The following is a 20,298-nucleotide window of genomic DNA, read 5'->3' on the forward strand; positions in this document are numbered from 1 at the left end:
TGGCGCAAACAGACCGTATTCCACCGCAAGTTATAAAAGGGGCATCAGGGGCAAAGGCCTCCAGGCATTCCAAGCGCTGGCGCCATGCCCCCGCGCCCTAAAGTTTCAAACGAATCGCATCGATGATGCGTGCGCAGCGCCGTGTGGCGGCTAGGGACATGATGGGGCTTTCGCGTTTCCCCGCCTGAATGAGCTGCGTCGCATGCGATGTCTCACCGTAAAAATCATCGACCTCAAATGGTGCATCGATTTCGAGTACTCGACCGTCGGAGTACTTCACATGGGCGAGCTCGGGGCGATGGAGACGCTCGATTTCCAACGAGCCCCGCTCACAGGCAATCGTTAAGCGGCTTTCATATGCTGCTTTGCCGTCGCACACCATATGAATGGGTATACCTCCGACGCTCATATGGATCTCGTCGGCCAAATCGACACGGCCGCCTGATACGTCACGCCAGCGAACTTCACGGGACGAAACCTCGCACGCGCCCGCGAGCAAATCCTCAAACCAACCGACCGCATAACAGCCCATGTCATATAGACAGCCGCCCTGCAGCGAATCAAGCAGATAGCCCGAAGGAGACTCGCCGTAATCGAGCTTTTGCACACTTTCAATCGAGACAATACGGCCAAGCTCACCCGACGCAAGAAAGTCTTTCACGCAAGTGCGCATCGGGCAAAACCGATTCTTCATCGCCTCCATAAACAGCACGCCGCGCTCGCGAGAGGTGGAGGCGATCGAGAGAGCCTCTTCCTCACTCAAAACGGCCGGCTTTTCGCACAGCACGGCCTTTCCGGCGCACAGCGCGCGACAGGCCCAACGCGTATGCATGCCATGCGGAAGCGCCAAGTAGATTGCGTCGACATCGGGGTCGGCAATCAGCGCGTCATAAGCCGCATTGCCGTTATCGTCGACCGAGGCATGGCCATGCGCAGCATCGATCGAAAACGCTCGGCAAAATTCCTCGACATGTGCAGGAGTGCGGCCGGCCGCAGCCACCAGCCGTGCCCCGTCGACCTTCTTGAGCGACGATGCAAATCGATGAGAAATGCGCCCAGCGCCCAAAATGCCCCAACGGACCTCACGCGAATCATTACGTAAACCTCGGTCACCCACGATAGCCTCCCATCAGTTGCGGCGAAATAGTTCCTGTTATCGCCCCATTCTGCCGCAAACAGGAACTATTCCATCACAAGATATAAAAGGGTCATGAGGAGCGAGTTTTGCTGAAGACTTTAAGCATGGCCGTTACGGGGCCCGGCTGGAAGCGTCGGCGCACGTCATCGAGACGCTCGGGGATATCGATATGCTGCGGGCAGTGGCGCGCGCATTTGCCGCACTTGACGCAATTGCTCACCAGCTTGGCCTCGCTTGTGCGCACCGCGCTCGCCGTAAAGTACTGCGATAGACCCGTAAACCAGCTGTGCGCATAGCTCGCGTTGTAGGCGGCAAAGCAGCCGGGAATGTTGATACCCTTGGGACACGGCATGCAGTAGCCGCATCCCGTGCAGGGCACACGGTTCGATTTTTCAAACTCCGTCAGCACGCGCGCGATGGCATCGAGCTGAGTAGCTGTCATCGAATCCGGCAGGGCCCGATCGGCCAACACTGCGTTCTCATCCACCTGCACGGTATCGGTCATACCCGAAAGCAGCATCGTCACCTGAGGATGATTCCACACCCACGAAAGACCCCAGGCGGCAGGAGTGCGCAAATGCGGGTCACGGGCACTATCGAGCACGGCGCGGGCCCGCGGCGGCAGTTTACCCGCTAGACGACCGCCCAGCAGCGGCTCCATCACAAACACCGCGAGCCCGCGCTCCGCAGCCGCCATGAGTCCCGCCGTTCCCGCTTGGTAATGCTCGCCGGCATAGTTGTACTGGATCTGGCAAAAATCCCAGTCATATGCGTCAAGCATCGTAAGGAAGTCCGCCGCGCTGCCGTGGTACGAAAAACCAATCTGGCGAATGCGCCCCGCCGCCTTTTGACGCGCGATCCAGTCCTCGATGCCCAACGCCACCACACGTTCCCACTGGGCGGGCGAGGTAATGTTGTGCATGAGGTAATAGTCGATATGTTCGGTCCGCAGGCGGCGCAGTTGCTCGTCGAAGAACCGGTCGAAATCCTCCGCGCATTTGCACGAAGCATGCGGCAGCTTGGTCGCGAGCAAAACCTGGTCGCGTAGGCCTAGGCGCTCAAGCGAAGCGCCCACACAAGCCTCGTTGCCGGGATAGAGATAGGCCGTGTCCAGGTAGTTAATCCCCTGCTCCACCGCACGGGAGATGATGGCGTCGGCGGTCTTCGCATCCGGGCGTCCCGGCGCACCGGGAAACCTCATGCAGCCCAGTCCCAACGCCGAGATACGGTTGCCGCTTTTGGGGTCAACGCGATATTGCACGGCCCCTCCCCTCCCATCGAAGTCCTGACAAGGCGAAACAAACCCGTCACGTCATCGAAACACATCGGAATCGCAATCGAGAACGTATCGTAACGCAGCAGAAATCGAGCTGTCACGGCACCGCTTTAACATCAGCAAAAAGCCCGATGAAAGGAGTCGCCCATGCCCACGCTCGACCTTTGGAACCTCGCATCCCAGCTCAAAAGCACCGATTATCGCTGGGTCGACCTCACCCACACGCTCTCGTGCGACACCCCGCACTGGTTTGGCTTTAAGCCGTTTGAGTCCACCAAGCTCTTCGACTACCTGCCCGACACGCCCGGGGACATGCTCGCGCCCATGCGCTGCTTTCAGTATTCGGTCGCCTCGCAATACGGCACCCACGTCGACGCACCGCGGCATTTCCATGTTGAGGGTCGTTCCCTTGGAGAGATTGAACCCATCGAGTTTATGCATCCGCTCTGCGTGATCGACAAGCACGAGGAGTGCGCCGCAAATCCCGACTTTATCCTGACCATCGAGGACCTCAAAGCCTGGGAGGACGAGCACGGTCGTATTCCCGAGGACGCTTTCGTCGCCTTCCGCTCTGACTGGTCCAAGCTCGCCGACCTCGAAAACAAGGACAAGGACGGCCGGCCCCACTACCCCGGCTGGGATCTCGACGCCATCAAATGGCTTGTAGAAGAGCGCAACATCGGCGCCATCGGTCACGAGCCCGCAGATACCGATCCGGCGACCATCACCACGCGCGAGGACGCCTACCCCTACCCCGGCGAACAATACATCCTTTCGGTCGACCGTTACCAAATCGAGGTCATGGATCATCTGGATGAGCTTCCCGCCACGGGTGCTGTCATCTTCTGCACCTTCCCCAAAGTGCGTGATGGCGTCGGATACCCCGCACGCGTCTTTGCGGTCTGCCCCGCGTCATAAGTTCCCGTGTTCCCATGCGTTCGTTCTTCTAAATACCGCTATCCGGCGCACACAACATACCCCGACAGCATACAATCCATCAGGCGCCCCGTACGTGGGCGCCTTTTTATGGGGAGATGATTCATATGCAGATCAACAAGGTCGCCTTCATCGGCAAGGGCGGTGTCGGCCTACTCTACGGCAGCATGATCGCCCAAGCGCTCGGCAACGACGCTGTTGAATATGTCATGGACGACGCACGCTTTGAGCGCCACGCGGGCGATGCGCTCAATATCAACGGCAAGCCCTGCGCGCTCAAGTCCGTCCGCGCGAGCGAAGCGACGCCCGTCGACCTGGTCATTCTCACTGTCAAGACAACCGGGCTCGATATGGCACTCAAAACCATGGAAAGCGTCGTGGGTCCCGACACGCTGATTGCGTCACTGTGCAACGGCATCACGAGCGAACAAAAGATTGCCGAGCGCTTTGGCTGGGAACACACCGTCCTGGGTATCTGCCAGGGCATGGACGCCGTGTTCCTCAACGGAGAGCTCACCTTTACCAACACTGGTGAAATCCGCTTTGGCGCGGCGGCCGGCACGGATCCCGCAACCGTTGCCGCCATCGACGAGCTCTACACGCGTTGCAGTATCGCCCACACCGTCGAGCACGACATATCACATCGTATGTGGGCCAAGCTCATGCTGAACGACGGCATCAACCAAACCTGCATGGCCTACGGCGGCACCTACGGAAGCGCCACGGAGCAGGGATCCGAGCAGCTCCGCAGTTTTGTCTCCGCCATGCGCGAGACGCTTGCGGTCGCCAACGCCGAGGGCATCGAGCTCACCGAAGCGGATCTGACGCAGATGGTGCACCTCATCGAAGGGCTCGATCCCGTCGGCATGCCCTCGATGGCACAGGACCGCATCGCACGACGCAAGACCGAGGTCGAGGAGTTTGCGGGTACCATCTGTCACCTCGCGGCCAAGCATGATATCCAAGTGCCGCAAAACGAATGGCTCTATTCGCGCATCCGCGAAATCGAGGCCAGCTGGTAGCGCTCGACATACCGCAGCCAACAGACTCAACGGCAAAACCGCCGCAAGGGACATTCCACTTGCGGCGGTTTCCTGCTTCATCTATAGCTAAAACCAGCTTCACGGCTGTTAGAGTTGCGAGCCCCGCATCTCGTCCTCATCCTCACGGCAAAGGACGACGCCGGCGCTTCCCAGCGCAGCGACAGCAATCAGGGCCCCCACAACGATAGGAGCAGCTCCGCACAAGCCCTGCATGCCCGCGACAAGCGCGGCTGTAGGACCAAGACAACCCAGCGCAAGTGCAACGGCGGCAATAGCGATATCTCGAGCGTTCATGAGACCACTTCCTCCACGGGAAAGACCTTGCTTCTCATGACTTAGTGTGCCCCGCTCCCATATGCGCAGTGTACTGCCACGGTAAGCGCTCTGTTAATTCAAGCACGCACAAAAAAACGGGCGTCCTTACGTTGCCCTAAAGCTCGGTAAAGACGCCCATCCGCCAAATATCCGTGATGCAGAAAAATTACCATCCGGTGTAGTAGTCGGTGGTTCCGGCAGCGCAGCCGGAGTCATAGACCTTGCAATCACCCTTGGAGCCCGTAAAGGTCGAGCCCTGGGCCATATCGCCCGCGGCAACAACGTAATAGCCGTCGGAATCGCGCCAAAAGCCCTCAGAATCCTGAGTCCATTCGCCCGTGCGATAGTGATAAAGCACGTTGCTGCTGTAATAGGTCTCACGACGCCCGTTGTAGTTATTTACACCCGCAGAGCGCGTCAGGCCCGATCCGTTCGCGTAGGACGCGGCAGACGCGTAGGACGGATTGTAACCGGCGTTGTAGTACGAAGCCTGGGCGGCCTCGGCAGCCTCGGCTTCGGCCGCGGCAGCCTCGAGCGCTTCGCACTTGGCATCCTCAAGCGCAGTGCGCAGCTCATCGAGCTCGGTCGACCTGGCGTCGACCTCCCCCATCGTCAAAAGGCTACCCGCACCGTCGATGCAACCCTGCAGCACAGCGCGCTCGTCATCGGTAGCATAGTCGCCATACATATTCATAATGATCTGAGCGCGCATCTCCAGGGAATCGCGCTTGGCCTCCATCGAGGCGTTCCACTCCTGCATAGAGCCATAACCATCGCCGCGATAGTCAACGGGCTGTACCAGTGTCGTCTCGGACGGCGTAGATCCAACCGTATCGGACAGTGTTGCGGCGTGGGCATCGGTTGCGCCGGCGCCCACCAAAAGTGCCACGGTCAGAGCGGCGGAAAGAGCGGCGGCTTTCGGTTTTCGTGAATCAATCCTCATGTAGCTGGAAACCTCCGTAGTGCGTTTTTGCTGCGTTTGAGCTGTGTGTGATTCGATCGCGCTGCATAGTACCCCGAGCAAATCGCGACCTGCGGTTTTACTCAAAAGGCGCACGTCAATTGCGTAAAACTCACATCCTCTCAACAGGAGTTTTCCACAACTCGAATGCATAAAGCATGCCAAAAACCCTGTAATATCGCCTTCCCTATGCAAAAAAGGCGCCTGCGCAACCATTGCTTGCGCAGGCGCCTTGAGCAGGCATTTTATGCAGTTATACCTATCGAGTCGCAAGGGGTCCTTGCACAAGTCGCCTTACTCGTCCAGCGCGGCGAAAGCCTGCTTCAGATCCCAAATGATATCCTCGGCGTTCTCGGTACCGATGGAAAGACGGATCGTGGAGGGCGTGATGTTCTGTTCGGCGAGCTCCTCGGCAGAGAGCTGGGAGTGCGTGGTGGTAGCCGGGTGCACGACGAGCGACTTAACGTCGGCCACGTTGGCGAGCAGCGAGAACACCTGCAGATGATCGATGAACTTCCAGGCGGCCTCCTGGCCGCCCTTAATCTCAAAGGTGAAGATCGAAGCGCCGCCGTTGGGGAAGTACTTCTGATAGAGCTCGTGATCGGGGTGCTCAGGCAGGCTCGGGTGGTTTACCTTGGCGACGTGGCTGTCACCAGCCAGGAACTCAACGACCTTCTTGGTGTTCTCGACATGACGGTCAACGCGCAGCGACAGGGTCTCGGTGCCCTGGAGCAGGACCCAGGCGTTAAACGGGCTAATGCAGGCGCCCTCGTCACGCAGCAAGATGGCGCGGACATAGGTCGCGAAGGCGGCAGGGCCGGCAGCCTCGGCAAACGAAACGCCATGGTAGGAGGGGTTGGGCTCGGCAATCTGTGTATACTTGCCGCTCGCCTTCCAGTCAAAGTTGCCACCGTCGACGATCACGCCGCCCAGCGAGGTGCCGTGGCCGCCGATAAACTTGGTCGCAGAGTGAACGACGATGTTGGCGCCGTGCTCCAGCGGACGGAACAGATACGGGGTGCCGAAGGTGTTATCGACGACGACCGGAAGGCCATGCTTCTTGGCGATCTCGGAGATGGCGTCGATGTTGGGGATATCGGAGTTGGGGTTGCCGAGCGTCTCGAGGTAGATAACCGTGGTGTTGTCCTTAATGGCACCCTCGACCTCGTCCAGGTTGTGGGCGTCGACAAAGGTGGTCTCGACACCAAACTGGGAGAGCGTGTGCTCCAGCAGGTTATAGGAACCGCCGTAGATGGTCTTCTGGGCGACCACGTGGTCACCGGCCTGGGCGAGGGCCTGCAGGGCATAGGTGATGGCGGCAGCACCCGAAGCGACAGCGAGACCAGCCACGCCACCCTCGAGCGCGGCGATGCGATCCTCAAAGACGCCCTGAGTGGAGTTGGTCAGACGGCCGTAGATGTTACCGGCGTCGGCAAGACCAAAGCGGTCAGCGGCGTGCTGGGAGTTACGGAACACATAGCTCGTGGTCTGGTAGATAGGCACAGCGCGGGCGTCGGATGCGGGGTCGGCGCTCTCCTGGCCAACATGAAGCTGCAGGGTGTCGAAACCAAAGGTGTGCTCGGGGTTGTTGATGAACTGGCTCATGATGATCTCCTTGATCGAATAAAAAGTAACTAAGAGTGAGAGAAGTTAGTCGCTGCCTCCTGATCACGCCAACGGGCGCAAACAGGAGCCCGGCATTCGTCTTGGTAAGCAGTGCATATGCGGTCCCCCTTTTTGACGTCCCGGTTCCGTGGTCGTCTTAATTACCTACCGCATTTGTGTGTTTTGAATAGTACGAGCGTTGCATCGTTCGGTCAATCACTTAAAAGCGCTAACCTGTTATCGGTTTTTTAGATAGCTATCGAAAGGACGGGCGCCGATGACCCTCCAGCAGCTTCGTTTTCTTATCGCCGTGGCGGAGTCTGGCTCAATTAACGCCGCAGCCCAGCGCCTCTATACCGCGCAGTCCAATATCTCCAACGCCGTCAAAAGCCTAGAGCAGGAGCTCCATCTGGAGATCTTCACGCGCTCCAGCCGCGGCGTCACGCTCACCAACGACGGCACCGAGCTTTTGGGCTATGCGCGCCAGGTCGTAGAGCAGGCCGATATGCTCGAGGCCCGCTACGAGGACGGCGGCACACCCCAGGCGCGCCTTGCCATCTCGGCCCAGCACTACGCTTTTTCGGTCGAGGCCTTTATCAACGTCGTCGAGCGCTGCCGCGACAGCAAGTTCGAGTTCATCATGCGCGAAACCACCACGTCGCAAATCATCGACGACGTCCGCGCATTTCGCAGCGATATCGGCATTCTGTATCTGGATGACTTTAATGCCCGCGTCCTGCAGAAGACCTTTACCGACGCCCGCGCGAGCTTCCATCCCCTCTTCGATGCAACGGTCCACGTCTTCGTGAGCGAACGCCACCCACTCGCACGTCGTGCCCAGCTATCGCTTGCCGACCTCACGCCCTACACGCGCTACAGCTTTGAGCAGGGAACCTCAAATTCCTTCTATTACGCCGAGGAACCGTTTAGCTATATCCCCTGCGATCGAAACATTCGCATCTCGGACCGCGGAACGCTCACCAACCTGCTCATCACGTCGAACGGCTACACCTTGTCGACCGGCGTCCTCTCCAATGAAATGCAATGGGGCATGGCATCGATCCCGTTGGCAGACGCCCCGACGATGCATGTGGGCTATATCATGCACGACGAGCGCAAGCCCTCTCCCCTCTTGCAGCAATACCTCAACGAGCTCGGCCGCATCATCCACGAAAGCCAGCCATCTGGAGACGGGATAGATATCATAGATTGCTAGCCCTCGCCGAACGCGGCGCTACAATGGACACCCACGCGAGAAGCGCCTAACGAAAGGAACCATGTGAAGGTCATCATCCATACCGACGGCTCGGCCCGATCAAATCCGGGACGCGGCGGCTACGGCGCCGTGCTCAAATACACCAACCCCGCCGGCAAGACCTTCACCTCCGAGCTTTCACGCGGCTACGCCAAGACCACCAACAACCGCATGGAGCTCATGGCAGTCATCGTGGCACTCGAGGCGCTCAACCGCCCCTGCGACGTCGAAGTCCATTCCGATTCGCAGTACGTCGTCAACGCCTTTAACAAGCACTGGATCGACGGCTGGAAAAAACGCGGCTGGAAGACCGCCAACAAGCAGCCTGTCAAGAACCGCGATCTGTGGGAGCGCCTGCTCACCGCAAAGAGCAAGCACAAAGTGGAGTTCATCTGGGTTAAGGGCCACGCCGGCCATGAGCTCAATGAGCGCTGCGACGAGCTTGCCACCACGGCGGCCGACGGCAGCAACCTCGATATCGACGCCGGCTTTATCGAGAGCGACCTGTAACGGCGTTTTCGCACGCTATTTCCTGCCCCCTCGCGCTACACTCATCCTGTAAACCGAACGGCACGAGGGGGATACATGCTGCGTATAGCGACCATCGGCACATCCATGATTACCGACGACTTTATCCAGGTCGTCAACGCCAACGACCAAGCCGCGTTTGTGGGCACGCTTTCGCGCGATGCAGATCGCGGCGCCGCCTTCACCACTAAGCACGGCGGCGAGCGTAACTTCACCGCACTTGACGAGCTTGCGTCCGCCGACGACGTCGACGCCGTCTATATTGGCAGTCCCAACGCACTTCACCACAAACAGGCGCTCGCCTGCATCGCCGGTGGCAAGCACGTCATCGTCGAAAAGCCCTTCTGCGCCACCGAGGCACAGGCGCTCGAGGTCTTCCGTGCCGCCGAGGCCGCCGGCGTCGTTGCCCTCGAGGCTATGCGCCCGCTCCACGACCCCGCCTTCCATGCCATCGAGGACGCCCTGGGCGAAATCGCGCCCATTCGCCGCGCCTCGCTGCGCTTTGGTAAGTACTCCTCGCGCTACAACGAGATTCTCGCAGGACGCGCCACCAATATCTTCGACTGCCACATGGCATCGGGTTCCCTTATGGACATCGGCGTCTATACCGTCGAGCCCATGGTCGAGATCTTCGGCATGCCCTCCGGCATCGCCAGCATGACCACGCTGCTCGACCCTGCCACGCAAAAGCTCACGCACGGGCCCATTGACGGCTGCGGCTCCATCCTTGCCAGTTACGGCGGCGGTCGTATCTCGGTTGAACTCGCGCATTCCAAGATCACGAATGACCTGCTGCCCTCGCAAATCGAAGGCGAGCGAGGCACCATCCAGATCGACCATCTGTCCACGCCCCGCAACGTACGCATCGACTATCGCGGTGACGTCGTGCGCGGATCGGCGACCGAGGCCCCACGCGAGCAGGATGACAGCGGCATTGTGCTCGACCTGCCCAAATCGAATAACACCATGGAGTACGAGCTCGCCGACTTTATCACCGCCATCAGCGGCATCGACAACGTCAACGAAGAGATTTGGGAAACGCCGGCCGGGCGCCATGAACTTGGCCACTATCGCGATGTCACGCTTGTCTCGCTGCGTATCATGGATGCCGTGCGCCAGCAGGCCGGCATCGCCTTCCCCGCAGACTCTGAGAAGCAGGCCTAGCGATGGGCTTTCTTGACAAGTTCTTCTCCGGCGTCAATCGAGAGCCTCAAAAACCGTCCGGCGTTGAGCTCGAACTGCGGCGCAGGCTTACGGTGTTGGTAAGCGACACGGCCACTCAAAACGCCCCTCAGCGCTATTTTCTTCGGTGGGAGGGCCAAGTCCAGGGCGTCGGCTTTCGCTTTACCAACACCAATCTCGCACAGGCACACGCACTCACCGGCTGGGTACGCAATATGGAAGACGGTTCGGTCGAAATGGAGGTACAAGGCGCGCCTGCGAATATCCTGTCTCACCTCGAAGCACTCCACGCCTCCTACGAGCGAATGGGCATTCGTTTTCGCCTCGAGGACGCACAAGCCCGCGCCACGCTTACCGGTGAAGATGGTTTCGACCCTCACTATTAGTATTGTGTGCTAAATACGGTATCATTTACTTACCTACCGTGACGGAAAAGAGGTGAGGCGCATGGCCGTGCAAAGAAGAAACACCAAGCAGCGGAAGCTGGTTCTTGATGCCGTGCGCCAAAGCTATAACCATCCCACCGCCGATGAGATCTACAACGCCGTGCGCGAACAGGACGACAAGATCAGCCGCGGCACGGTGTACCGCAACCTCAACCTCTTGGCCGATGCCGGGGAGATTCTCTCCATCAAGACGCCGGGCGGCAGCCGTTTCGATCGCACCATCGAGCCGCATGCGCATATCATCTGCACCTCGTGCGGCCGCGTCATCGATGTGCCGCTCCCCTTCGATGCCCAGCTCGATACCAAGGCATCCGAACAAATCGGTTGGAACGTCACCTCGCACTACACGATCTTCGAGGGCCTCTGCCCTAACTGTAGGTAGTTTTTGGGACATGCCTTAAAATCTACCTTTCCACCGATTACGGCAAAAGTAGATTTCTAGGCATGTCCCAAATATCTACTCAGCAAGCAAGCGATGCAGCTCTTCTTCGACCGTACGCACATAGCGGACGCGGTCATTGATACCGCGCATAGTGGGGTTGCAGTTCTCCATCAGGCAGGGATGACCCACCACGTTGAGCATGTCGCGGTCGTTTTCATTGTCGCCAAATGCCATCATCTCGTTGGATGAGATCCCCAGCGCACGGCCATAATCGGCAAGCGCGGACCCCTTGCCCGAATCAAAGCCGATAAAGTCCGTCCATTCGGTTCCCGACGTCATCACATCGACCCGGTCGCTAAAGCGACGCACGAAATACTCCAGCGCCGCCGGCTGCTCCGCCTCGGGCGTCTGGAAGGCAATCTTAATGACGTCTTCGTCGATGTCCTCGGGGCGGTCGACCACCGCCACATCGCAGTGGACCTCATAGCGCAAATGGTCGACGAACGCATCGTTGCCGCTCATGGTGTAGAGGTGTCCCTCACACGAAAGGGTCACGTCGGCATGGGGATACGCAACCACGGCATTCGCGATATCCATAGCAAGGCTACGCTCCATGGAACGCTTGACAACGGCACGCCCCTCGCTCATCACCAGGGCTCCGTTTTCGCATACATAGGCGAGCTCATCGGCCACCGGGGCAAACAGATAGCGCAAGCTCGCATATTGACGGCCGCTCGCCGGCATAAACACGATACCGCGACGATGCAGTTCGTCGATGAGCTCAAAGGCCTCGGAACGCGGCTCGCGCTCCCCCGGATGCAGCAACGTGCCGTCCAAATCGCATGCAATCAGCTTGATTCCTTCAAGACCCATATGCTTTCCCCCACAGCATCTCATCAACAGAAAGACGAACTTTGAATAGTTGCCTCTCAAAGTCCGTCTTACTCATACACACGTTAATCGCGCGCCTTTTTTACGATCGTAAAGTCTGGAGCCATACTCACAACGGCATCCGCCGCACTCGACGCAAAGCGCCGGCCCGCATCGAGTTCACGGGTAACCACCGAGAGCCGAACGCCTTCAATACCCCGGAGCATGCGGCCCAAAACAGGCTGCACCGGCGTATACATGCGCACGGTATGCTCGTCCGAGTCGCCTCGGAAAAGCGGCGCGTGCATATTGCCGATCTCCCAGCACGCATGCGCGAGCGCAATCGGGTCCATGCGGTCAATTTCGACCAAATAGACCTCGGCGCTACGCAGACGCACGACAACCGCCACGGGCACCGCACCCGTGCGGTCGACAGCGAGCACGTCGCCGTCGGCAAGGCGCTCAACGTCGGCGGCATCCAGCTGGACATTCACCGTGCGCCCCAGCTCCGTCATGCCCGCAAACGCGCGTGTGTCAGCCTGGTCCCAATCGAGCAGCAGCTCGTCAGTCTCAAAGACACCGCCCAGCTCCCGACGAAGCAAAAGTTCATAGGACGGGTCGTTGAGATTTCCCAAGCGCTCCGTAGCTACCAGGTCCGCGGGCATCAACTAGTCCTCGACCTCGACGAGCTCGATATCAAAGTTGAGGTCCTTGCCGGCGAGCTCGTGGTTGGCGTCGAGCGTCACGGCCTCGGGCGTTACGTCGATGACCACGGCGGGGACGGGCATACCGCTCGGCGTGGACAGGAAGAGCTTCATGCCCTTCTCGATCTGCTCGATGTCGGGAACCTGTTCGGCCGGGAAGGTCAGAACCATCTCGGGGTTGTGCTCGCCGTAGGCATCGGCAGCAGGAATGTGCACGGTCTTCTTCTCGCCCACCTGCATGTCGACAACAGCGGCGTCGAAGCCCTTGATCATCTGACCGGCGCCGCAGGTGAACTCCAGCGGCTCGCCGCGATCGTAGGAGCTATCGAACTGCGTGCCGTCGTCGAGCGTGCCGCGATAATGGGTCTTGACCTTCTTGCCCTGGTTGGACATGGTAACCTCCGTGATAAGGGCGGCGCACAACGCGGGCCGCCGTGAACATATGGCGCTAACTATACCCTAGTCATACAATTCAAAGACAGTTTGCAAAGAAACGCTGCAACCGGAGGAACCATGGCATATCCCGTATTCGACCTACACTGCGACACCGCCGACCGCATCGGCTGGGCCACGCTCGATCTCGACCTGCGCTTTACCGCCGGCACCGACGGTTATTTCCCCGGCGACGAAACGCATCCGCAAGATTTCGACCTCATCGAGGGCAACGCCTGCGCCATCTCGCTCGCAAAGATCGGCAACACGCCGTGGGCACAGTGCTTCGCCACGTTTGTCCCCGACGAGATTCCCGCCGCCCACGCCGCGCGTTTCCAGGCGCAGATCATGGCGCACATGAGCGGCCAGGCCATGCTCAATCACGACCGTATGGTCAACGTGCGCAGCGCCGCAGACATTCGCCCCGCGCTCAAAGACGGCAAGGTCGCCTGCATCCATACCATCGAAAACGCCACGTTCTTTGCCGAGGACCCCGCGCTGATCGAAGTGCTCAAGAGCCTGGGCGTACTCATGTCCTCGCTTAGCTGGAACGCGCAGGGACCGCTCGCGAGCGGCCACGACACCCACGCCGGCCTCACCGCCGCCGGCATCGAGGCGCTTACGCAGATGGAGCACGCCGGCATGGTGCTCGACGTCTCCCACCTCAACGATGAGTGCTTTAACGAGGTTGTCGCCCGCGCCACGCGCCCCTTCGTCGCCAGCCACTCCAACTCCCGCACCGTCTGCGGCGTCAAGCGCAACCTCACCGACGACCAGTTCCGCACCATTCGCGACATGGGCGGCATCGTCGGCCTCAACTACTGCAGCGAGTTCCTATCCAACAGCGCAACCGACGAGACCGCCGCGGACGTCACCTTCGACCAGCTGGCGGCGCATATCGAACACTGGCTTGACCTGGGTGGCGAGGACGTCATCGCGCTCGGCGGCGACTGGGACGGCGCCAAGGTACCCGCCTTCCTCTCCGATGCCAGCAAGATGCCAGAATTCCAGAACATGCTCTCCAAGCACTTTGGCAAGACCGTGATGCAGAAGCTCTGCAGCGACAACGCACTTGCCTTCTTTGAGCGTTATTAATTTCACATCCCCTGAGCGGGCCGGCATGCCGAACGGTCGACATGCCAGCCCGTCCCCAATCTGAAGGACCGCTTTTGACGCAGCAGTTTACGATTTCCGTATCCCGACCGGATGGGACGCCCATCCCCGTCGTCGTTACCAAAAAGCGCGTCAAGAACTTCAACCTACGCGTCACATCGAGCGGCGAGGTCCACGCCAGCGCACCGATCGGCGCCAGCCGCGAGCGTATCGAAGCGTTTGTGAAGCGCAACAGCGCCTGGATTATCAGCCGACTTGTCCAGCGCGAGCAACGTCAGGCGACGGCGCGAGAGCCGCGCAGTCCCTCGTCCATCATTGCGCTTTGGGGCAAGCCCATCACGGTACAGGACGCGCTCGATCATAACTTTGCATCACCCGCACCGCGGCCCAAGCAGGCCACCTTCGCAAGTTTTATGGGTACCGACGAATCGAACGAAGGCCCACAGGCCAAGCGGTGCGCAATCCTCGACGGCCTAACGTCCGACGAGCTCCAAACCCACATCGACCAGCTCTATACGTCCGAGGTCACCGCAGCGTTGCGCGATATTGTGCACGCATACGAAATCGCAATGGGCGTCGCCGTCTCCCGCGCCTCCGTGCGCAGTATGAAGACGCGCTGGGGCTCCTGCACGCCCAAATCCGGCGCCATTCGCATCGCGCGCGAGCTCGCCGCCTACCCTGTCGAATGCCTCGACATGGTTGTTGCCCACGAGCTCGTCCATCTACTCGAGCCGAGCCACAACCAGCGGTTCCACACCCTGCTCGACACGTACTGCCCCAACAATAGAGCCCTGTCGCAGCGGCTCAAGCAGCCACCCATAGAGACGTATTAGAACCGGTTAGCGCACGCGCTCGATCTCGACGCCGCAGCTTGCCAGAGGCAGGCCAACAGGAGCCCACGGCTTATCGAGCTTGATGCGCACACCAAGCAGCAGGGGGTAACGACGTAGCAGCATCTGGGCTGTCCCCTCGGCTGCCGCTTCGATGAGTTTAAACGTATGCTCGCGCAGATAGCCATCGACATCGTGGCACACCGAGCCATAGTCAATCGAGGCATCCAGGTTATCGTGCTCCCCCGCCGCGCGCAGGTCGGCATAGAGCACCAGAGAAACGATGAACTTCTGACCCAGCGCGTTCTCCTCGGGATACACGCCATGGTTGGCAAAAACCTCAAGGCCGTCAATGACAATACGATCGGCATGGCGCAAATCGTCATAGCTCACGTGAGGCACCGCCGTTGCGGTGGATATTTCGCCCCTTCCACGGCGGGCGAGCTCGGCACCCTCAACCTTGGTTGCATTCTCGGGCAGTTTCTTGTTACTCATCGCGATCGTCTCCTTCGTTTAGAACCCCGACCGCGCAAACTAACTACACGCGAATCGACAGGTTCTTTTTATCATCGCTCCAATTGCAAGCATTGCGCGCGGGGCATGCAAAGCAGGCACGCGACGCTTTGTCGGCTGCATAGAGCAGACGCTCAAGCGGTTGGCTGTTCACGCGCAACTTTCGATGGCCCAAAATGGCCGTCTTAATGGCTGCGGTATCGGCCGGCTCAAACGCCACGTCACCGGGCATGCCGGCGAGTATTGCATCAGCGACGCGCTCGCTTGCAACATCATGGGATATACCCGATTCATACTGTTCATCTTTGCCGATATCGTGAAGAAGTGCCGTGGCGTAGATGACCTCGCGGTCAAATTCGAGCTGTTCCTCGAGATTCTTGATCCACATAATGCGAGCGACATCGAGAAGATGGTCAATACCGTGGCGGCAGAAGATGCGCCCCGATTCCAGCTGTGCAATATTGCCCAGGTGCCGCCGGAACAGCCCGTTGGCACAAATGTAATCGATGCGAGGCATGGATCCAAAAGGGGCCAGGCCCGAAGCCATAAAGCCGCGACGCGACGTTCCCTCATCGGTCTTCGATGTAAAGTCGTTGACGACTCTCATGGCTAGCGGCCCAGCATCCTAAAGAACCGCTCCTCGAGCGCGGGATCGGTCTCAAAGACGCCGCGGCGAGCGAGCGTCACGGTCTTGGTGCCAGGCTTTTGCACGCCGCGCATGGTCATGCACATATGCTCAGCTTCCATGAGCACAATCGCTCCCTGGGGAGCGAGATAATCCATGAGGGCATCGGCAACCTGCGCGCACAGCTGCTCCTGCAGCTGCAGACGGCGGGCGTAGACCTCAACCGTGCGAGCAAGCTTAGAAAGCCCAGCCACGCGACCGTTAGGGATATAGCCGATCGCAGCCTTGCCACAAAACGGCAGCAGATGGTGCTCGCACAGCGAGTAAAACGTGATGTCGCGCTCGATAACCAAATCGTTCGAAGCGACGGCAAAAGTTTTGGACAGATGCTCCTCGGCACTCTGGTCCATACCGCCGGCAATCTCGCCATACATACGGGCAACGCGCGCCGGGGTCTCCAGCAGGCCCTCACGAGTTGGGTCCTCGCCTATGCCCTCAAGCAACAGCTTAATGGCGGCCTCGACTTTTTCCTGATCGACCATCTGGGCCTCACTTTTCCGATTTCACGTTCGCGCTATGGTACCACGCCCTCCGGCATCGACCACAAGCTACATAGTATGGGTCGAATAGACCGGATCATCACGCCAAAGTTCAACCGCATCACAAAGCGCAACGCCCTCGCGCTCAGCACGGGCACGCGTAGCGTTCATATCGATCACGCGCTGGTTGCTCGAACCCCTAAAGCGCAATGAGATATCGTACAGATCCTGAACAAACGGGCCATCCACCAACATATCGAGGCAGGCAAGGATACGATCCGTTGCCTCGGTATGGTGGCGACCGCCCGGCATAAGCTCCTCGAGCACGTCGCCGGTAAAACACCAAATGGTCTTTCCTGACCCCGCAGGATAAGCGGCACGAACACGCTCAACAAACTCAACGAGCCCCGCCTGATTCTCGGGCTCCATAGGCTCGCCGCCCAGAATCGTCAGGCCGTCAATAAAGGGATGATCGAGACTCTCGATAATCTTGTCCTCGACGGCACGATCGAACGGCTCGCCCGCGGCAAAGTCCCACGCGACGGAGTTAAAGCAATTCTTGCACCCACGACGGCACCCGCTCACAAACAGAGAAGTGCGGACGCCTTCCCCATCAGCAATGTCGAAATACTTAATGTTCGCATAGTTCATAGGTAACTCTCCCGGGAGGCCGGGACATATCATCCCGTCCTCAAACATTCTCGGCCTGCGGCCTGCGAAACTGCGGGCGGGACGATATGTCCCGGCCTCATGCAAAGGGTAACTCAATGAACGAAGCGAACATCGAGCATAGGGTTCGAGGTCCAATAAAAACTGGGTTGCAGCTCAACCGTCATCGCAAGCAAAGCGTTGTTGCAAGTCAACTCATTTCCGCTAAGAACTTCGAGGGGTGAGCAGACCGCATGCTGCATCTCAGCTACATCAACTTGGCTGTCCCGTAGCGAGGCCCCGGACCTTTGCTCGATATGAGTTCCGCACGAACAGGAGGCGCCAGTGGCGCCTCCGTCGTGAGCCAGGACTGTCCGAAATAGCGAGTAAAGGTCCGGGGCCTCGCTACGGGACAGCCTGGGATGATTATTAGAGATGCAGCACGCGGTCGCGGATCTCCTCGGTTCGACCCTGATTCCAGAACTGGGTACCGATGTAGCCGCACGTACGACGGGCGACGTTCATCTTCTCCTGGTCGCGGTTGCCGCAGCTGGGGCACTCCCACACCAGCTTGCCGTCATCCTCGACAATCTTGATCTCGCCATCGTAGCCGCACACCTGGCAGTAGTCGCTCTTGGTGTTGAGCTCGGCGTACATGATGTTGTCGTAGATGTACTGCATCACGCGGATGACAGCCTTGAGGTTGTCCTGCATGTTGGGAACCTCGACATAGGAGATGGCACCGCCCGGCGAAAGCTGCTGGAACATGCCCTCGAACTTGAGCTTGTCGAATGCGTCGATCTCCTCGGACACGTGGACGTGGTAACTGTTGGTGATGTAGCCCTTGTCCGTCACGCCTGGGATGATGCCAAAACGACGCTGTAGGCACTTGGCGAACTTGTAGGTCGTCGACTCAAGCGGGGTCCCGTACAGCGAGAAGTCAATATCGCTTTCCGCCTTCCACTCGGCGCACTTGTCGTTCATGCGCTGCATGACGGCCATGGCAAAGGGCGTGCCCTCCTTCTCGGTGTGGCTGTGGCCCGTCATGTACTTGACGCACTCATACAGGCCGGCATAGCCCAGGCTGATGGTGGAGTATCCGCCCACGAGCAGTTTGTCGATCGTCTCGCCCTTCTTCAGACGCGCCAGGGCGCCGTACTGCCAAAGAATCGGTGCGGCATCCGAAAGCGTACCCATCAGACGCTCATGACGGCACAGCAGGGCGCGATGGCACAGCTCAAGACGTTCGTCGAAGATCTTCCAGAACTTATCCATGTCCTGATGCGAGCTCAACGCGACATCGGGCAGGTTGATGGTCACAACGCCCTGGTTAAAGCGACCGTAGTACTTGGGCTTGTTCGGGTCATAGTTAAGCGCGTTGGCCACGTTGTTAAATCCGTTACCGGAGCGGTCGGGCGTCAGGAAGCTGCGGCAACCCATGCAGGTATAGCAGTCGCCGTTGCCCGCGGTCTCGCCCTTCGACAGCTTGAGCTCGCGCATCTTCTTCTCGGAGATGTAGTCGGGCACCATGCGCTTGGCGGTGCACTTCGCAGCCAGCTGAGTCAGGTAGAAGTACGGGGAATCCTCGTAAACGTTATCGTCCTCGAGCACGTAGATAAGCTTGGGGAACGCCGGAGTGATCCACACGCCGGCCTCGTTCTTAACGCCCTCATAGCGCTGACGGAGCGTCTCCTCCACAATCATGGCAAGGTCGTGCTTCTCCTGCGCTGAACGAGCCTCGTTGAGATACATGAAGACCGTCACGAACGGCGCCTGACCGTTGGTGGTCATAAGGGTCACGACCTGATACTGAATCGTCTGGACGCCGCGACGGATCTCGTCACGCAGACGGTCCTCAACAACCTCGCGAACCTTTTCGGGGGATGCGGAAACGCCGAGCTCCTCGAGCTCGCGGGTGACCTCGCCGCGAATCTTTTGACGGCTCACCTCAACAAAGGGAGCGAGATGGGTCAGCGAGATGGACTGGCCGCCATACTGGGAGGATGCAACCTGGGCGATGATCTGTGTCGCGATGTTGCAGGCCGTCGAGAAGCTGTGCGGCTTCTCAATCAGCGTACCCGAGATAACAGTACCGTTCTGGAGCATATCCTCCAGGTTCACAAGGTCGCAGTTATGCATGTGCTGGGCAAAGTAGTCGGAATCGTGGAAGTGGATCAGGCCCTCATTGTGGGCATCCACGATCTCTTGGGGCAGCAGCACACGCTGAGTCAGATCCTTGGAGATCTCGCCGGCCATGTAGTCACGCTGGACGGAATTGACGGTCGGGTTCTTGTTGGAGTTCTCCTGCTTGACCTCTTCGTTGTTGCACTCGATGAGCGACAGAATCTTGTCATCGGTCGTGTTCTTCTGGCGCTTCAGGCTCTGAACATAGCGATAGATGATGTAGTGGCGGGCAACCTCGTAGCAGTCGAGACGCATGATCTCGTCCTCGACCAAATCCTGGATCTCCTCGACCGAAACGGTGTGTCCGGCATTCTCACATGCCTCGGCAACGTTTTGTGCCGCATAAACCACCTGACGGTCGGTTAGACGAGAGCTCTCCTCGACCTCCAAGTTTGCGGCGCGGATGGCATTGACGATCTTTTCGATGTCAAAGACGACCTCGGTGCCGCTGCGCTTGATGATCTTCATCCTCTTGCCTCTTTCGCGTCGTAGTCTCATTGCGCTTCAGAGCCAAACGATGCCCGGCAGGGCGTGCCCCTGTCTTGCGGCGCCGTCGCGCAATCTGTGTTCTCGATAAACCATATGCCTCCATGCGGACATGCCCAGGAGCCGATCAAGCGGCTCGGGGACACGTTCAAAAGAGGCAGTTAAGGCCTTCGTTCTCTGTCCGCCATCTATCATACGACAAAGACGCATCTATATCCTGTATTCTTTTTTTAGATCAAACACAACATATAGTGTTTTAGCAGGTCAAAGCAATTGGTCATTTTGCA

Annotated in this window: 22 protein-coding genes; 9 read left to right on the forward strand and 13 right to left on the reverse strand. The window is 59.0% G+C overall.

Annotated elements, in window-relative coordinates; all coding sequences use genetic code 11:
• Window positions 1-97 precede the first annotated feature (97 nt).
• On the reverse strand, window positions 98-1,117 hold the full coding sequence (locus tag DXD94_RS08250) for a Gfo/Idh/MocA family protein (RefSeq protein ID WP_117763789.1): 1,020 nt from the start codon (window positions 1,115-1,117) through the stop codon (window positions 98-100).
• Window positions 1,118-1,208: 91 nt separating this feature from the next.
• Window positions 1,209-2,399 (reverse strand): aldo/keto reductase, encoded by a 1,191-nt coding sequence (locus tag DXD94_RS08255; RefSeq protein WP_117763790.1) that lies wholly within the window; start codon window positions 2,397-2,399, stop codon window positions 1,209-1,211.
• A 162-nt stretch (window positions 2,400-2,561) separates the two neighbouring features.
• Between DXD94_RS08255 and DXD94_RS08260 the strand changes: the two genes are divergently transcribed.
• Window positions 2,562-3,332 carry a cyclase family protein gene (locus tag DXD94_RS08260; RefSeq protein WP_117763791.1) on the forward strand — a complete coding sequence of 257 codons (771 nt, stop codon included), beginning with the start codon at window positions 2,562-2,564 and terminating at the stop codon, window positions 3,330-3,332.
• 125 nt (window positions 3,333-3,457) lie between these two features.
• Window positions 3,458-4,372, forward strand: coding sequence for a ketopantoate reductase family protein (locus tag DXD94_RS08265; RefSeq protein ID WP_233505228.1), 915 nt, complete (start codon window positions 3,458-3,460; stop codon window positions 4,370-4,372).
• A 108-nt stretch (window positions 4,373-4,480) separates the two neighbouring features.
• Here DXD94_RS08265 and DXD94_RS08270 read toward each other — a convergent pair whose 3' ends face one another.
• The 3 genes from DXD94_RS08270 to DXD94_RS08280 all read right to left on the reverse strand — a co-directional run bounded on the left by DXD94_RS08270 (window position 4,481) and on the right by DXD94_RS08280 (window position 7,274).
• On the reverse strand, window positions 4,481-4,687 hold the full coding sequence (locus tag DXD94_RS08270) for a hypothetical protein (protein WP_117735313.1): 207 nt from the start codon (window positions 4,685-4,687) through the stop codon (window positions 4,481-4,483).
• 187 nt (window positions 4,688-4,874) lie between these two features.
• Window positions 4,875-5,651: a hypothetical protein gene (locus DXD94_RS08275; RefSeq protein WP_117763793.1), complete on the reverse strand. Its 777-nt coding sequence runs from the start codon at window positions 5,649-5,651 to the stop codon at window positions 4,875-4,877.
• Window positions 5,652-5,963: 312 nt separating this feature from the next.
• The gene (locus DXD94_RS08280) at window positions 5,964-7,274 is read right to left on the reverse strand and encodes an O-acetylhomoserine aminocarboxypropyltransferase/cysteine synthase family protein (RefSeq protein WP_117743871.1); all 1,311 of its coding nucleotides are present in this window, start codon (window positions 7,272-7,274) and stop codon (window positions 5,964-5,966) included.
• A 277-nt stretch (window positions 7,275-7,551) separates the two neighbouring features.
• Here DXD94_RS08280 and DXD94_RS08285 point away from each other — a divergent pair, with 277 nt between their 5' ends.
• The 5 genes from DXD94_RS08285 to DXD94_RS08305 all read left to right on the forward strand — a co-directional run bounded on the left by DXD94_RS08285 (window position 7,552) and on the right by DXD94_RS08305 (window position 11,067).
• The gene (locus tag DXD94_RS08285; protein WP_117743872.1) at window positions 7,552-8,490 is read left to right on the forward strand and encodes a LysR family transcriptional regulator; all 939 of its coding nucleotides are present in this window, start codon (window positions 7,552-7,554) and stop codon (window positions 8,488-8,490) included.
• Between the two features lie 63 nt (window positions 8,491-8,553).
• Entirely contained in the window at window positions 8,554-9,039 is a 486-nt protein-coding gene (gene rnhA / locus DXD94_RS08290; RefSeq protein ID WP_117763794.1) for a ribonuclease HI, read from the forward strand.
• Between the two features lie 75 nt (window positions 9,040-9,114).
• Window positions 9,115-10,221 (forward strand): Gfo/Idh/MocA family protein, encoded by a 1,107-nt coding sequence (locus DXD94_RS08295; protein ID WP_117763795.1) that lies wholly within the window; start codon window positions 9,115-9,117, stop codon window positions 10,219-10,221.
• 2 nt (window positions 10,222-10,223) lie between these two features.
• A complete protein-coding gene (locus tag DXD94_RS08300; protein ID WP_117743875.1) occupies window positions 10,224-10,625 on the forward strand; it encodes an acylphosphatase in 402 nt (133 codons plus the stop codon).
• A 61-nt stretch (window positions 10,626-10,686) separates the two neighbouring features.
• Window positions 10,687-11,067 (forward strand): Fur family transcriptional regulator, encoded by a 381-nt coding sequence (locus DXD94_RS08305; protein WP_117799023.1) that lies wholly within the window; start codon window positions 10,687-10,689, stop codon window positions 11,065-11,067.
• Between the two features lie 75 nt (window positions 11,068-11,142).
• On the opposite strand, the gene DXD94_RS08310 is transcribed toward DXD94_RS08305, so the two are convergent.
• The 3 genes from DXD94_RS08310 to DXD94_RS08320 form a co-directional block, all read right to left on the reverse strand.
• A complete protein-coding gene (locus tag DXD94_RS08310; RefSeq protein WP_158550237.1) occupies window positions 11,143-11,940 on the reverse strand; it encodes an HAD-IIB family hydrolase in 798 nt (265 codons plus the stop codon).
• Between the two features lie 83 nt (window positions 11,941-12,023).
• Window positions 12,024-12,602 carry an urease accessory protein UreE gene (locus DXD94_RS08315; protein WP_117743876.1) on the reverse strand — a complete coding sequence of 193 codons (579 nt, stop codon included), beginning with the start codon at window positions 12,600-12,602 and terminating at the stop codon, window positions 12,024-12,026.
• A gap of 3 nt (window positions 12,603-12,605) precedes the next feature.
• A complete protein-coding gene (locus DXD94_RS08320; protein ID WP_117735322.1) occupies window positions 12,606-13,034 on the reverse strand; it encodes a peptidylprolyl isomerase in 429 nt (142 codons plus the stop codon).
• A 120-nt stretch (window positions 13,035-13,154) separates the two neighbouring features.
• Here DXD94_RS08320 and DXD94_RS08325 point away from each other — a divergent pair, with 120 nt between their 5' ends.
• Complete coding sequence (locus tag DXD94_RS08325; RefSeq protein WP_117735323.1) at window positions 13,155-14,168, forward strand: dipeptidase; 1,014 nt, start codon at window positions 13,155-13,157, stop codon at window positions 14,166-14,168.
• A 74-nt stretch (window positions 14,169-14,242) separates the two neighbouring features.
• Window positions 14,243-15,019, forward strand: coding sequence for a M48 family metallopeptidase (locus tag DXD94_RS08330; RefSeq protein WP_158550238.1), 777 nt, complete (start codon window positions 14,243-14,245; stop codon window positions 15,017-15,019).
• 6 nt (window positions 15,020-15,025) lie between these two features.
• Here DXD94_RS08330 and folB read toward each other — a convergent pair whose 3' ends face one another.
• The 5 genes from folB to nrdD all read right to left on the reverse strand — a co-directional run bounded on the left by folB (window position 15,026) and on the right by nrdD (window position 19,993).
• On the reverse strand, window positions 15,026-15,511 hold the full coding sequence (gene folB, locus DXD94_RS08335) for a dihydroneopterin aldolase (RefSeq protein ID WP_117735325.1): 486 nt from the start codon (window positions 15,509-15,511) through the stop codon (window positions 15,026-15,028).
• A gap of 43 nt (window positions 15,512-15,554) precedes the next feature.
• Window positions 15,555-16,136: an HD domain-containing protein gene (locus DXD94_RS08340; RefSeq protein ID WP_199406644.1), complete on the reverse strand. Its 582-nt coding sequence runs from the start codon at window positions 16,134-16,136 to the stop codon at window positions 15,555-15,557.
• A gap of 2 nt (window positions 16,137-16,138) precedes the next feature.
• Window positions 16,139-16,696 carry a GTP cyclohydrolase I FolE gene (gene folE / locus DXD94_RS08345; RefSeq protein ID WP_117735326.1) on the reverse strand — a complete coding sequence of 186 codons (558 nt, stop codon included), beginning with the start codon at window positions 16,694-16,696 and terminating at the stop codon, window positions 16,139-16,141.
• Window positions 16,697-16,762: 66 nt separating this feature from the next.
• Window positions 16,763-17,344, reverse strand: coding sequence for an anaerobic ribonucleoside-triphosphate reductase activating protein (gene nrdG / locus DXD94_RS08350; protein WP_117735327.1), 582 nt, complete (start codon window positions 17,342-17,344; stop codon window positions 16,763-16,765).
• A 426-nt stretch (window positions 17,345-17,770) separates the two neighbouring features.
• Window positions 17,771-19,993, reverse strand: a complete 2,223-nt coding sequence (nrdD, locus tag DXD94_RS08355; RefSeq protein ID WP_117743877.1) for an anaerobic ribonucleoside-triphosphate reductase — start codon at window positions 19,991-19,993, stop codon at window positions 17,771-17,773.
• Window positions 19,994-20,298: the final 305 nt, after the last annotated feature.

This window comes from Collinsella sp. TM10-22, from assembly GCF_003466125.1.
Lineage (GTDB): Bacteria > Actinomycetota > Coriobacteriia > Coriobacteriales > Coriobacteriaceae > Collinsella.